This is a genomic window from Thermanaerothrix sp. (genome assembly GCF_056331585.1).
In genome coordinates, this window is the sequence record NZ_JBWGPQ010000052.1 from 1 (window position 1) to 13,198 (window position 13,198).

Consider the following 13,198-nt stretch of genomic DNA (forward strand, 5'->3'; position numbering starts at 1 on the left):
GTTGGGGAGGATGATTCAGGGTTTGACTGCCGGTAAGGGATGAGGAGCAGAAATCCCAGCGCGATAATCGCCTGACCGATCTCTACGCCCCGGGCTTGCCAGGGGCCGAAGTAGGGCACGCCGGGTAAGGGATGGCTCCCGGCACCGAACACATCCGCCATTCCGGAGAAAACGGCGATAACGTATCCTGTGCTAACCAAGCGTAATCCGATATCGGCGGCGATGCTGGGTTGGCGGTTTTTCCACAGTGCCATTAGAGCAATGTATCCGCCCAGGCAAATGATGGCCAACCCAATTAAGAAGACGGCAATCTGGACGAAGCCGATTACGGGGCTGCGGTCCAGGCCGAACAGGCTAGGGCGTGCCCCAATCAAGAAGATCACAAAGCCTGCCAGGGTTAGGGACAATCCCAGGCGAATCCGCCGCCGCGAATACGGTAAGGGACTAGTAGGGGGTTCTTGGCTGACTTGGGTTTCAAGTTGTGAAATAGGGCTTTTGGTCATGGGTGGGCTTACTCCGGCAAGGCACGTTCTAAAATGCGTTGCCAGTTGGCGTGAAAGATGGCCGCAATATCGGTGGAAGTATAACCACGTTGAGCCAAACCCTCGGCCAGTTTGGGCAAGTCGGCGATGGTGTTGATCTCCAGTGGGACAGCCGGATAACCAAAACCACCGTCAAAGTCGCTTCCCAGCGCTACATGATAGGCATCACCAGCGGCTTGACAGATGGCATCAATGTGGGCGATTAAGTGCTCTAACCGCACCTGCTCACGTGGATCGCCGTTTTTCCATTCGGGGCGCAAGTAGCGATTGAAGGGGAGGACGCCAATCAGACCATCCCGCTGGATCAGTTCTCGAATTTGTGGGGGAGAGAGATGCCGCTCATAGGGATCTTCGGAGAGTAAGGCACGCACATTGCTGTGTGAGGCGACCACAACCCCTTCGTAACGTTCCAGCGCAGCCAGCGCTGCGGCTTCACTCATATGAGTGATATCCAGGATAAAGCCCAGTTCTGCCAGTGCTGCCAGCCAACGCCGGCCTTCCCGGCTTAACCCGCCGCGGTAATACATTCCACCACAGCGTTCATCCCCCGCCCAGACCATGCCCACCAGGCGAACCCCGTGATCGTACCATTGGGCTAATTCATCCGGCGTCTGCATCCACTCGGTACCCTCCAAGGTGAGCATCAGTCCTACCGGATGGGTGAGGTCGGGGTAGCGGGCAGGGTTCTGCTGCCAAGGACGTACCACGGTCTCAAGATCACTGCGGCTGGTTACCGGACGGAAAAGGTCCGGATCGCGCTCAAACAACTCTCGGTACCAGGCCAGTTGGGCTTGGGCCAGGCGGTGTCCTTCGTCTGGGGTCTCATAAGCCTGGGTTTCCCAATTGCCGGCTTTGTAGCGGGCCGGGGTGAGGAAGATCGTGGCAAGAATCAGCCCTACCTGGGCTTGTTGGTATTCGGGCCAACCCAATAATGTCTCACCGGTTGCAGCGGGGATCCAGGTGTTGGCCTCGCGCTGGCGGGTTTCCAGGGCGGAGCGGCGGATATCCCGCCCAAACGTCAGGGCGTTGTAGGCAATATCTTGATGTCCGTCAATGAGTAATGTCATGGGGAGGTGCCTGGATGCAAGGAGCGCACACAAAACGTGTGCGCTCCCCCATTTTGGCGTTGTCGTTCAGGCTGCTGTGGACTCAGCGGTTGATGATGACTCGTCTTCTTCGCTTGAGGTGTCAACCTCTTCGATAACTTCTTCTAGTGCAGACCAATCAATATCCGCGTATGCCATTGAATCCACTCGTCGTAGGCTCAACCCTATGCGATGATTTTCGGGATCAATGCGGATAATGCGCAAGGTGACAATTTCACCTTCTTTCAGCACCTCTTTGGGGTGTTCCACGCGTTTCTCGCTCAATTCGGAGACATGAATCAGACCTTCCAGATCTTCCTGGCCTTCAATTTGCGCGAAGGCACCGAACTTTGTCAGGCGGGTGATTTTTGCTTCGACCAGTTGACCTACTTTGTACTTTGAGACCCGCCGTACCCAGGGATCCTCCTGAAGTTGGCGGATGGATAAGCCAATGCGCTTTTTATCGCGGTCAATGGAAATGACCTTGACCTGGACCTCATCCCCGACTTTGAGCACCTCACTCGGGTGATTGATTTTATCCCAGGAGATTTCAGAGAGATGTACCAGACCATCGGCGCCACCGATATTGACAAAGGCACCAAAATCGGCCAAGCTGGTAACTCGCCCTGTGACAACTTGCCCTTCTTGTAATTCTTCGATCACGCGTTCCTTGATAGATTCGCGCGTCTCGGTGCTGGCGGCGCGTTCTGAGACGATCAGGCGGCGGCGTTCCCGATCCACCTCGATGACAACCACATCAATTTCCTGCCCAATCATCTTGCCCCAGCGTTCCTCAGGGGAATCGCCGGTAGCCATAGCGCGGCGGGTGAGACTGACCTGAGAGGCTGGCAAGAAGCCACGCAGGCCGCTCACGGGCACGATCAGGCCACCCTTGTTGTAGCCCACAATCTTGGAGTGCACCGGTTTTTTGGAACGGAGCAGTTCTTCTACCTCGCGCCAGGCGACTTCATCGCGGGCACGTGTGTAGGAAAGCACTACGTTCCCATTCTGATCTTCTGGGTCGAGGACGTACACGGGAATGCGTTGGCCGACTTCAAGGTTTGCTAGTTCGTCGTGGGGAATTTGCTCAAATTCACGCCCACTGATGACACCCTCAGATTTTGTGCCTACACTAACCAAAATCTGTTTTTGTTCGGGATTAATGCTGGCGATTACACCTTCGCGAATCTCACCCCGTTTAGGGAAATCAATACCCAGACTCTGCTCCAAGAGGGAGGCCATATTGTTGTCATTAGCATGGTTTTCGGGGAACACCCCCTGCTCCGATGAGGTCTCATGATAGTTCATACGATTCAAATACTCCGCCTGAAAAGATTGTTCTCATTATAAAGGTGAATAACGTGATTGGCAACCCTCGCCGATAAGATTTAGAGAGATTAGTGACGGTGCCGTTTCTTGCGCGTGGCTGCCGATTCAGGTTGATTGGCAGGTGCCGATACCGTGGTGTCGGAAGTGAGTTCTACTCGTTCGCGTTCTACGGTGGCGGTCATGCTGCGGGTAGGTTGGGCGGTGAACATACGGGTCACCACACCGGCGCGAATTTCACCTAGTAATTCTTCAAACATCTCAGAAGCGCGACTCTTATATTGAACCAGAGGGTCACGTTGGGCATAGGCCTCTAAGCCAATCGAGACGCGTAGGGCTTCAATGCGTGTCAAATAGTCTACCCACATTTGAGAGATGACGCCGAGCAAAAGATCACGATAAATTTCGTTTTGTAAGCGCCAACCCAGGATCTCAGTGATGTTTTCGCGATCAGCATCACCCAACTCTTCCAAGAGCCGACTACGGAGCGCTTCAACGTAGTCTTCGCCGTACTCGGCGCTTAGGCGTTCTAGGATTTTGGGGTGCAACTGGCCCACGGTGGTTTGAGTTTGAGCCAGGCGGTTGAATTCAAACCGTCCGTAAATATGGCGCAAAACCTCTTGGGCCGTTTCAAGATGGTCCAAGATGTCAGCGGTGAGTGCCTGAGAGGATTGATCGGCCAGCAATCGTGCTGCGTAGTAGATGTAAGTAAGGCGCAAGTAGCGCATTTGACCGCGGCGATGGGTGCGACGATCAAACGCCAGACGTGTGCCTTGCATCATAAGAAGCAGCAACCCCATTAACCCCCGTTCATCAATGAGAAGGTTACCACTGGCTTTCTCAAGAGCCGTATTCAGGTCGCGCCGGATTTGCCCTTCCTCGCCAATGAGTTGGTTCAGGCGCAGGTCAAACGCCGTTTCCAGGGCGTCCAACACTTGGCGTCGAACGTCGTCCCAAGTGAGGCCTAACACGTCCACCGGGCGCAAGGTCCAGTTTTCTACCCGTTGTTGCAACGCCCCTAGAAGGCGGTTGAGCGCGGTGCTCTGAAGGTGGGTTTCGATTTGTTCGCGCAGCACGGACTCTAGATCTTCACGACCATCCTCATCGGCGACCAGGCGGCGCTGCTGTTCGGGGGTGAGGCGGAATGGAGTGCGCACCAGCGATTGTAATTCCTCCAGCAATGCCTGCGGGCGAGGCGGGGTTTCACTTTCAGCCAGGCGATCTTCCAATCCTTCAAAGAAGGTAGAGAGTGCTTCGAGGCGCTCACTTAATTGTGCCTCGAAGGTTTCCTCGGCCCGTTCCAGCAGGTTTTCCACAATGTGATAGAGATGCTCGTGTTCGGCTTCCAGGGCTTGCTGGGCAATCTCTAGCAGTGCGGTGATCAATTGCTCGCGGCTGACAGCGCCCTCGGGTAGGCGTTGGCGTAGTTGATTTAATACGAGGCGCAGGGTATATGAGGGGTGATAGAGGCCGTTGGCGTCAATAGGGGGCTGAATCTCTTCGAGATAAGCGAGCAAGCGCCAGGGGCCTTCAGCATCACGCAGAGCGGCAGGGACACGCGCCTGAATTTCGCTCCGTAGCATCTCGGTGACGTCTTCACTGAGGTCTTCCTTGGTGAAGACGCGATCGCGTTGGGCATAGATACGTTTGCGCTGCAGGTTCAATACGTCATCGTATTCCAGCAAATGCTTGCGTACGTCGAAGTTCATTCCCTCGACTCGGGTTTGCGATTGCTCAACGATGCGTGAAACCAAGCCGTGCTCAATGGGCAGGCTTTCGTCAAAGTTGAAGCGGCGCAACATGGCTTCAACTTGCTCACCGCCGAAGAGGCGCATTAGGTCGTCCTCGAGGGAAAGATAAAAGCGCGATGAACCTGGATCGCCCTGACGCGCAGCGCGCCCGCGCAACTGATTGTCAATACGGCGCGCTTCGTGGCGCTCCGAACCGATGACATGCAAGCCTCCCAGAGCGCGCACTTTTTCCATCTCATCCATGTACTTTAGGAAGGCGTGGACAGCCTCGGCATAAATACCATATTGTTCTTCACGCAACCCTTGTAATGCTTGCCGGCGTTCCTCGTTGCTCATCTCGTATGCGTTGGCGAATCCATTGCGACGCAAGACACGCACGACATCACGGATAACTTCCTCGCGCAGTTCACCACCCAGTTTGATATCCACACCGCGACCAGCCATGTTGGTGGCAATGGTTACAGCACCATAGGCACCAGCGCGGGCAATGATCTGGGATTCTTCATCGTGTTTACGGGCATTGAGCACCTGATGGGGGATACCCCCCTGCAAAACCCGAATCAGGCGGGGGCGATCTTCTTCGCGCACGCCTAGCCATGATATTAGGCGCTCCAAGTTACCTGCATCCTCAGGATTGAGGGAGGTGATCCCCACGCTACGCGCAAACTGACGCAACTCCCCAACGTTGAGTTCCGGGAGGGGTTTGTTGAGGAACTGCAATTCCGGTATTGCCGTTTCGCTTTCCTGCCGGTTATGTTTTTCCAGCCAGGCCTGGCGCACCAGTAGAACTTGCATCAGGCGACGTAGTAGTTCAGGTTGTAGGCGCTGTGAAAGCCGTTCGGAATGCTCGACCGAGGTTGTACCGACCAGAAGTGGACGCCCTAACACATGATAACGAAGAATTTCCAGGGTAATGGCACGCAGTTTGGCTTCCTCAGTGCGATAGACAACATCAGGATAGTCTTTGCGCTTCCAATAGACGGGACGCTTGAGCGGATCATCACGGTGCGCATAATACGTGAATTTATAACCGTCTTCGTCCTTAGCGGTAATTTCCATCAGCGGCGAGTCAGGCTGCATGGCCAGGTATTCCAAGTTGGTCGGGATGGGCATGACCTCTAATTTATAGATTTTGCTGAATTCTTCAGCCTCGGTGACCGCCGTGCCGCTCATACCGGCCAGTTTCTGGTACATGCGGAAGTAATTCTGAATCGTAATGGTGGCGTAGGTGACGTTCTCGGGCTCGACCCGAACGCCTTCTTTAGCTTCAACCGCCTGGTGCAGGCCTTCAGACCAGCGTCGCCCGGGCATCAGACGTCCGGTAAATTCATCCACAATAATGACCTTGCCGCCCTGGACAATGTAATCTTTATTGCGCTTGAACAAGAATTGCGCCTTAAGCGCTTGTTCCAGGTAGCCCAGGATGCGAGCTTGCTCTGGCGTAATGTCTTCAGGGCGGTCGGGATCACCCAACGCCATATCTAAAAGGGCTTCCACATGGGCTTTACCGACTTCGGTCAGGGTAACGGTGCGATCGCGTTCGTTGATCTCATAATCTTCTTCGTGCAACTGGCGTACCACTTGCGCCATGCGCACGTACCACTCGGTCTCTTCAGCCGCTGGGCCGGAGATGATCAACGGCGTGCGGGCTTCGTCAATGAGGATGTTATCCACCTCATCCACGATGGCATAATAATGACCGCGTTGTACCCGATCTTCCAGGCGCATGGCGAGATTATCACGCAGGTAGTCAAACCCGAACTCGCTGTTGGTGCCGTAAACGATATCGGCGCGATAAGCTTCAGCCCGATCCACCAGGCGCAACTGGTGCTGGTCCTCAAAAGGCGAGGATTTTTCCAAATCAATCAGGAAGGCTTTTTTGCCGTTCTCGGTGCGCGCGGCCATTTGCAAGACGCCGACCTTGAGCCCTAGTAAATCGTAAATGGGCGCCATCCAGCGCGCATCACGTCGTGCCAGATAATCGTTGACGGTGACGAGGTGCACGCCGCGCCCGGTGAGTGCGTTGAGGTAAAGTGGTAGGGTCGCCACCAACGTTTTACCTTCGCCAGTGCGCATCTCAGCGATTTTGCCCTCATGGAGGACGATGCCACCCATAAGTTGCACATCGTAATGGCGCAACCCCAACGTGCGCTTGGACGCTTCGCGAACAACCGCGAAGGCTTCAGGCAGAATCTCATTCAGTGCGACCTGCTCAGCCTGATAGCGTTCCTGCGCATCTTCAATACCGGAGGTGGCTTCGCGCAATCGGCGGCGAAACACCTCGGTTTGGTCACGTAGTGCGTCATCACTATAGGATTCAAACGTTTTTTCTAGTTCGTTGATGCGTTCCACCAGGCGAGTGAGACGATTGAGTTCTCGCCGCGTTGGATCGCCGCTTAGCACCCGAATCAGATTCTTGAACATATGCCCTCAGTTCCCTTAAAAAAGACTTGCTAGGGGGAGATTATAGCACAACCTTACCCCCGCTTTTTAGCCCTTGGTGAATGATTAGGGACTAGACATCTGCCACTGAATGGCATACCACCTGAGATAATCCTCAAGGTGATTCTGCCAATACGCAAAATCATGTTCCCCAAGATTGAGATGCCATTCATGGGATATGCCAAGTTCGACAAGACGATTGACGAATGCCTGGGCCGGTTTGAGATAGCGATCTTGCGCACCGCTGTCGAAGTAAAAGCGCGGCCATCGCTCGGGAGGATAGTCGGTGGTGCGGTAATAGAGGCGTAAATCATCACCCCAGAAGGGCGCCGCACTATGCGCACCGATGGCAACGAATAAATCTGGATGTTGAATGGCAATATGGATTGCCCATCCGGCGCCGCGGGAGATGCCGCCCAATGCACGGCAACCTGGGCCGAGGCAGACGGCGAAATGACCTTCCACCCAGGGGATGAGGTTCTCAACAATCGTCTGGCCAAAGGTTGATTGTTGAGGGTCACGGAGTGCATATTCCTCGTAGGGCATCACGATGAGGAACGGAGGGATCTGACCACGTCCCATCAACTGATCTGCAAGTTGGGGGAGGCCTAAATCCATCCAAAGAGTTTCATCGCTGCCTTGGCCGTGGAGAAGGTAAAGCACGGGGTAACCCGGCGTGGCGTGGGAGTCATAACAAGGTGGAAGATAAACCCGGAACCGTAAGGGCTTACCAATAGGGGTGGGTTCAATGGTGTAGGTTTCCACCCTTCCTGCGGTACAAGGAGTGGGCGTTATGCTGGACGTTGGTGTGGAAAGAGTGGCAGGAGAGGGTGTGTAAAAAGCGTTAGGCTCGAGACCGGCAGGGGAAGAGGTTGTCGTTAAGACCTCATCAGGTGGGGGTGGGGGAAGGATGGACTGGCAAGACAGGATCATTCCCAGCCATCCCAGGCCCAGGATCCCTAGTGTCAGACACCGGACTAGTTTTTTGACCATTGCAAACGTGTAATATAGCCCTGGTTTTCCAACAGAGAGAGGAACTTGCTTACTATGTAGGGGTCGAAAAGGCGCCCGCTCTCGCGACGCAAATATTCGGCGATGGTGTGGTCATCCCAGGCAGGACGATAGACGCGGGGTGTGCGTAAGGCATCCCAAACATCTACCACGGCAAAGATGCGCGCGGCAAGAGGGATCTGTTCTTCACGCAAGCCTTTAGGGTAACCGCTTCCATCCCACCGTTCGTGATGGTAATAAGGGATGTCCAAAGCAGGTCTTAGGAATTCGATTCCCTCCAGAAAACGTAACGCGTATTCCGGGTGGCGTTTCATGAGATCCCATTCTTCGGGGGTGAGATCATCTTCTTTTTGCAGGATAGCATCTGGAATACCCATCTTCCCAATATCGTGGAGCAGGGCTCCATACCAGATATGAGACAAGGTCTCCCCTTCCAGCCCAAGGGTTTTGGCCAGAGCCACGCTCCACTCGGCAACACGGCGGGAGTGCCCGCTCAGACTGCCATCACGTAACTCTAGCGCGGCAGCCCAGCCCTCGATGGTGGCTTCATAGGCTTGGGTGAGGCGGCGGTTGGCGTCTTGTAGGGCTTGAAACCATCGTACGTGCTCTACCGCCACAGCGGTTTGGGTGCTCAGATTCTCAAAGAAGGGAAGCCAATCAGGAGGGGTCTCCAGCGGCGAACGGTAGAAAAGCTCAAAGAGACCGTAAATCTTGCCATGCGCAACCAACGGGGCAGTCAGATAGGCCTGAAAACCTTCCATCTGGTACAAGTTCCGAATCTCGGAAGGAAGAGCGTGTACATCTAATTTTAGAAGTTGAAACGGTCTGCGAGTGGTGATTACCTCACAAGCCCATGGATCCTGGCTCAGTGAGCGTTGGAATTGGGGTTGAAGATGTTGAAAGCCCTCCGCCGCAACCAAATTCAAGTACTTTTGCTCTGGATCGAGGAGCCAGAGTGCCGCCGCATCCATGGGAATGACTGCACGCGCTTCCCGGAGGATGGTGGTCAGGACGGTGGTCATCTCGGTGTGGTTGATGATGGCGGTGTCAATAGCCCGCAGGGCTGCCATTTGGCGTAGTTTTTCGTTGACGTAGAACTCGGCTTCCTGGCGTTCGGTAATATCGGAGAACATGACGAGAACGGCGGGTTGGTCTTCCCAGTTAATGCGCTCGGCATGGAGCAACAACCAACGGGTGGCGCCACGCGCAGTTATCACGCGGATGATATAACGCGGGGGCGGATTTTCCCCTTGGAGGCGGGCGGAATAACGCGTCATAACAGGTTCGCGATCTTCAGGATGAATCAGATTGGCGACGGATAATCCTTCCAGCGTAACCAGGGGTTGCCCCAGAATCTCGGCAGCCATGGGGTTGGCAAAAACGATTTGCCCCTCTGCACCCGTGATGACGAGAATTCCTTCTGTGGCGTTTTCTACCAACGTGCGATAACGGGATTCGCTGTGGCGCAGTGCATTTGTGCGCTGGTTCAGGCGGCGACGCAATTCCAATAAGGCGATCAAACTGAGCAGTAATAAACCAGTCAGCAGCCCGGCGGCGAAAACATAAGGCTGTAACGTTTGCCAATCGGGCAGGATCAAGTTGATGATATGATGAATCGTTACGTCGGTAATTGGGTGAGGTGCATCCGCTGTGTTACAAATAATCGAAAGGAACGCATAAAGCGCATACGTCGAGATAAGCAAGAGGAGAGGTGGGTAGGCCATTGGTTAATCCAATCATGCCTCAAATCTGGTGATGGTACAGCAAAGGTGAGATTATACTCTCCCCCTGCGGAGTTATAACAGAGTTGGGGAAGCGTGAGTAATCGTTATCACCGGCTTTGTTATGTGCCCTTCTATTCTATTCCAAAAAGGTGTTCAAGGATAGCCTCTGAGGCTAGATATGTTAAAATGAAAACATGGATTTGTTTAATCATGCCATGGAACAAGATATGAGCACCGAAGCACCGCTTGCCGTGCGGATGCGTCCCCGTACCCTGGACGAAATCGTAGGGCAAGATCATATCATTGGGCCGGGGCGATTATTGCGCCGTGCCATCGAGGCTGATCACTTGATGACTTCTATCATTCTCTACGGGCCGCCAGGAAGCGGTAAAACCACCCTGGCGCAGGTCATTGCTCGTCATACCGAAGCCCACTTTGAGCGCATTTCGGCGGTACTGGCTGGTGTGGCCGACTTACGGAAGGTGATTGAAGAGGCCACCGAACGGCGCAAACTGTACCGTCGCCGCACGATCCTCTTTATTGATGAAGTACATCGCTGGAATAAGGCGCAACAAGACGCCCTGCTTCCGCACGTTGAAAGCGGCTTAATCACTCTGATTGGCGCAACCACCCAAAATCCGTACTTTGATGTCATTCCGGCGCTGGCTTCGCGTTCTCGCATCTTTGAACTGCGGCCCTTGAGCGAGGCGGATTTGGAGCAAGTGCTGGAGCGCGCATTGCATGATCCTGAGCGAGGATATGGTCGGCGCAAGGTCCTCATTGACCCGGAAGCGAGGGCTTTATGGCTGCGCACTGCGGGCGGCGACGCGCGCAATTTATTGAATGCGCTGGAATTGGCTGTTGAAACTACTCCACCGGACGCGAATGGAGTGATCCACATTACCCGCGAGATTGCTGAGGAAGCGATTCAGCAGCGTGCCATCCATTATGGGCGTGAGGGCGACGCCCACTATGACACGATCTCGGCTTTTATAAAATCGGTGCGCGGTTCTGACCCGGATGCGGCTCTTTACTGGTTGGCTACCATGATTACGGCAGGTGAAGATCCACGCTTTATCCTGCGTCGGCTGCTTATCCTGGCTGGGGAGGATATTGGACTAGCCGATCCGCACGGGCTACTGGTAGCGGCCGCTGCTGCTTATGCGTTTGAATATGTAGGTATGCCAGAGGGTATCTATCCCATTGTTGAGGCTACCCTCTACTTGGCCACAGCGCCGAAGTCCAATACGGCTACCACATTCTTTGAGGTGCAGCGTTTGGTACAGGAAGAAGGGCCCGGTCCAGTGCCCCGCCATTTGATGGATAGTAGCCGGGATGCCAAGGGGTTCGGGCATGGCGAAGGCTACCAATATCCTCATGCTTTTCCTGGGCATTTTATTCCTCAGCAATACCTGCCGGATCAGTTGGTTGGGCGGATTTTCTACCAACCTTCAGATCAAGGTTATGAGGCGGAAATCGCTGCGCGTCTGGCGCGCTGGCGAGCAGCACAGGCCGCTGCAGATAAATCCCAATTGTTTCCCGAAGATGCCGATGACCAAGATTGTGCTCCTGATTCGCCACGCCGAGAATGATGTTATGTACCGCCGCCTGGCAGGTCGTTTGCCCGGGGTGCACCTGAACCGACGTGGGCAGCAGCAAGCCCTGGCGCTTGCCCGGATGCTGTTAGGGATGCCGGTGCAGGCACTTTATACCAGTCCTCTGGAACGCGCGGTGGAAACTGCCCAACCATTGGCTCGTGCGTTGGGATTAGAGGTGGAGATCCGTCCAGGTCTGAATGAGATAAATTTTGGCCGATGGCAAGGACGGTCGTATAAACAATTGCAGCGAACACAACTCTGGCGGGTGTTGCAAGCCACGCCTTCGCGGGTACGTTTTCCAGGAGGCGAAGCGTTATCCGAAGCTCAGCAGCGGGTTGTGGCCGAGCTGGAAAGCCTGGCGGTTGAAGGAATAATTGCCTGTGTCACTCATGCCGATGTGATCCGCTTGTCATTGTTACATTTTCTCAACATGACGCTGGATGACCTTCACCGCTTAATTATTGCGCCTGCGTCCCTTTCTGCGATTCTTTTGGGGGAGAAGGGGCCGCAGGTGCTGTTCATCAACCGAACCCCCGAACTGGAATGGCCTTCTTTACCTGTGCCGGGCATCAACCCCGGGTCGTCTCAACCACGTTCCTGAGTCACTTGGGCAATTTGATGAAGCAATTGTTCTTCCCTTGCCACGCCGCGGTTGACGAAGCGGGGATGACCTTGGGAGTCCAATACAAATGTGGTCGGGATGCTGAAAACGCCCCATTGGTCAGCCAGTTGGGGATGGTCATAAGCATTGATCTCGATAATTTGTAGGGCTTCACCCAGTTGTTCACGAACGCGCTGTAGGGCAGGACGTTGCAAGGTTTTACACGGCACGCACTCCGGGGTGGTGAAATACAGAATGGCGGGTTTCCCAAGGTAAAATCCTGGTGGCATTAAGAGCTCACGTCGTGCTCGCCATAACAACCAACGGTTAACCAGGGTGAATGCGACAATCCCTACCCCCAGGATAAGCAGGGCTGTGAGAAGCCGCAATAGAACGTCTGTGTTCATCATGCCTGGCGTGGTGGGCGGAAACCGGGGCGCGTGCCAGGAGGTGGGGCTTGGGTGAAGCCGGGCACGCCTAGGCGGTTAAGGAAGTAATAAACCGCGCAACCGGCGCAAAATCCCAGAAATAGGTTGAGCGCAGCCAAGCCAACTACAACCCAGGCCAGGATCCAACCCAACGTTTGGGCACCGGCAAAATGGGCGATTGCCGCAATTGCCACGACGCTGCCCCCAAATCCCTGGGCAAATCGGTGGGGTGCGGGATTGTCTTGAAGGACCTCGGGTTTGAGAATCCCCAGAGGTTTGAACACACCTTGATAAAGCCATCCAAAACCTGGACGACCGATTACGGTGCCACCGAGCATAAACAACGCTACGAATGCCACCAATAGGGGTTGGTTGAAGACGTATCCCAGCACCAGAAGTAGAATGATGGTAGCTTGGTTGGTGCGTAATGCGGTATGATCAACGGGTTTTAGATTGGTCATGATAAGACACCTCCAGAAAGCGATCAGATAAAACAAGCGGTTGCTCTGGATAGGGGAGAGCAACCGCTCGGTATAGCCACAAGGACAACACACAAACCTACGCCGGCGGTTGCCATCTCCGCGCCTTACACGGACACATGACCATGATCATAGCGAAGCGATAAATCATGATGAAAATTATAAAATATATCGCAATAATTGCAAGGGTTAAGTACAAAAGAGCTCAAGA

General features: G+C 54.4%; 10 protein-coding genes. 2 read left to right on the forward strand and 8 right to left on the reverse strand.

Features of this window, described 5'->3' with window-relative positions:
• The 6 genes from AC01YT_RS12790 to AC01YT_RS12815 all read right to left on the reverse strand — a co-directional run.
• Nucleotides 1-503, reverse strand: a 503-nt coding sequence (locus AC01YT_RS12790; protein WP_476676008.1) for a hypothetical protein, incomplete at its 3' end; no start/stop codon positions are given.
• Nucleotides 504-511: 8 nt separating this feature from the next.
• Nucleotides 512-1,609: a dipeptidase gene (locus AC01YT_RS12795; RefSeq protein WP_476676010.1), complete on the reverse strand. Its 1,098-nt coding sequence runs from the start codon at nucleotides 1,607-1,609 to the stop codon at nucleotides 512-514.
• 66 nt (nucleotides 1,610-1,675) lie between these two features.
• Nucleotides 1,676-2,935 (reverse strand): 30S ribosomal protein S1, encoded by a 1,260-nt coding sequence (locus tag AC01YT_RS12800; RefSeq protein ID WP_424911985.1) that lies wholly within the window; start codon nucleotides 2,933-2,935, stop codon nucleotides 1,676-1,678.
• 89 nt (nucleotides 2,936-3,024) lie between these two features.
• Nucleotides 3,025-7,128, reverse strand: a complete 4,104-nt coding sequence (locus AC01YT_RS12805; RefSeq protein ID WP_424911986.1) for a preprotein translocase subunit SecA — start codon at nucleotides 7,126-7,128, stop codon at nucleotides 3,025-3,027.
• 84 nt (nucleotides 7,129-7,212) lie between these two features.
• Complete coding sequence (locus AC01YT_RS12810; protein ID WP_476676013.1) at nucleotides 7,213-8,079, reverse strand: alpha/beta hydrolase; 867 nt, start codon at nucleotides 8,077-8,079, stop codon at nucleotides 7,213-7,215.
• A 44-nt stretch (nucleotides 8,080-8,123) separates the two neighbouring features.
• Nucleotides 8,124-9,881 (reverse strand): HD domain-containing phosphohydrolase, encoded by a 1,758-nt coding sequence (locus AC01YT_RS12815; protein ID WP_476676015.1) that lies wholly within the window; start codon nucleotides 9,879-9,881, stop codon nucleotides 8,124-8,126.
• A gap of 194 nt (nucleotides 9,882-10,075) precedes the next feature.
• On the opposite strand from AC01YT_RS12815, the gene AC01YT_RS12820 reads away from it, so the two are divergent.
• Together AC01YT_RS12820 and AC01YT_RS12825 are read left to right on the forward strand one after the other, a co-directional pair.
• On the forward strand, nucleotides 10,076-11,473 hold the full coding sequence (locus AC01YT_RS12820) for an AAA family ATPase (RefSeq protein ID WP_476676017.1): 1,398 nt from the start codon (nucleotides 10,076-10,078) through the stop codon (nucleotides 11,471-11,473).
• Nucleotides 11,433-12,080 (forward strand): histidine phosphatase family protein, encoded by a 648-nt coding sequence (locus AC01YT_RS12825; protein ID WP_476676019.1) that lies wholly within the window; start codon nucleotides 11,433-11,435, stop codon nucleotides 12,078-12,080. Before AC01YT_RS12820 ends, AC01YT_RS12825 begins: the two co-directional genes overlap by 41 nt.
• On the opposite strand, the gene AC01YT_RS12830 is transcribed toward AC01YT_RS12825, so the two are convergent.
• Nucleotides 12,065-12,487 (reverse strand): thioredoxin family protein, encoded by a 423-nt coding sequence (locus AC01YT_RS12830; protein ID WP_476676021.1) that lies wholly within the window; start codon nucleotides 12,485-12,487, stop codon nucleotides 12,065-12,067. The genes AC01YT_RS12825 and AC01YT_RS12830 overlap by 16 nt on opposite strands.
• Nucleotides 12,487-12,969, reverse strand: a complete 483-nt coding sequence (locus AC01YT_RS12835; RefSeq protein ID WP_476676023.1) for a DUF4395 domain-containing protein — start codon at nucleotides 12,967-12,969, stop codon at nucleotides 12,487-12,489. The genes AC01YT_RS12830 and AC01YT_RS12835 overlap by 1 nt, the downstream gene beginning before the upstream one ends.
• Nucleotides 12,970-13,198 lie beyond the last annotated feature (229 nt).

Bases quoted from the DNA above. Each gene is read 5' to 3' on its own strand.
- AC01YT_RS12795 (WP_476676010.1), bottom strand. From the start codon at position 1,609: ATGACATTACTCATTGACGGACATCAAGATATTGCCTACAACGCCCTG.
- AC01YT_RS12800 (WP_424911985.1), bottom strand. From the start codon at position 2,935: ATGAACTATCATGAGACCTCATCGGAGCAGGGGGTGTTCCCCGAAAAC.
- AC01YT_RS12805 (WP_424911986.1), bottom strand. From the start codon at position 7,128: ATGTTCAAGAATCTGATTCGGGTGCTAAGCGGCGATCCAACGCGGCGA.
- AC01YT_RS12810 (WP_476676013.1), bottom strand. From the start codon at position 8,079: ATGATCCTGTCTTGCCAGTCCATCCTTCCCCCACCCCCACCTGATGAG.
- AC01YT_RS12815 (WP_476676015.1), bottom strand. From the start codon at position 9,881: ATGGCCTACCCACCTCTCCTCTTGCTTATCTCGACGTATGCGCTTTAT.
- AC01YT_RS12820 (WP_476676017.1), top strand. From the start codon at position 10,076: ATGGATTTGTTTAATCATGCCATGGAACAAGATATGAGCACCGAAGCA.
- AC01YT_RS12825 (WP_476676019.1), top strand. From the start codon at position 11,433: ATGACCAAGATTGTGCTCCTGATTCGCCACGCCGAGAATGATGTTATG.
- AC01YT_RS12830 (WP_476676021.1), bottom strand. From the start codon at position 12,487: ATGAACACAGACGTTCTATTGCGGCTTCTCACAGCCCTGCTTATCCTG.
- AC01YT_RS12835 (WP_476676023.1), bottom strand. From the start codon at position 12,969: ATGACCAATCTAAAACCCGTTGATCATACCGCATTACGCACCAACCAA.